Source organism: Vibrio sp. ZF57, from assembly GCF_001691235.1.
In the GTDB taxonomy this organism is placed as follows: Bacteria; Pseudomonadota; Gammaproteobacteria; order Enterobacterales; family Vibrionaceae; genus Vibrio; species Vibrio crassostreae_C.
In genome coordinates, this window is the sequence record NZ_MAKD01000063.1 from 1 (window position 1) to 385 (window position 385).

A 385-nucleotide genomic window follows, 5' to 3' on the forward strand; every position below is an offset into this window, starting at 1 on the left:
AACGGCGGACTGTTAATCCGTATGTCGCAAGTTCAAGTCTTGCAAGGGGAGCCATTTTTAAAGGACTTCATTTTATATGAGGTTTTAATTGAAGAGTTTAACTCTTTAAGCAAAGAATTTAGTGTGCCGACTTAGCTCAGTAGGTAGAGCAACTGACTTGTAATCAGTAGGTCACCAGTTCGACTCCGGTAGTCGGCACCATTCTTTTGCCTCGATAGCTCAGTCGGTAGAGCAGCGGATTGAAAATCCGCGTGTCGGTGGTTCGATTCCGCCTCGAGGCACCATTATTTGGTGCTTAACAAATAATGGTCTTTATAGACCTGATGTTGACACAAATAATTCCCCTTTAGTTCAGTTGGTAGAACGGCGGACTGTTAATCCGTAT

2 tRNA genes are annotated in these 385 nt (G+C 43.6%); both read left to right on the forward strand.

From position 1 onward, the window contains the following. Positions 1-125 precede the first annotated feature (125 nt). Positions 126-201, forward strand: a tRNA-Thr gene (locus A6D97_RS07160). 7 nt (positions 202-208) lie between these two features. Beyond that, a tRNA-Phe gene (locus A6D97_RS07165) sits at positions 209-284 on the forward strand. The last annotated feature ends 101 nt before the right edge of the window (positions 285-385 follow it).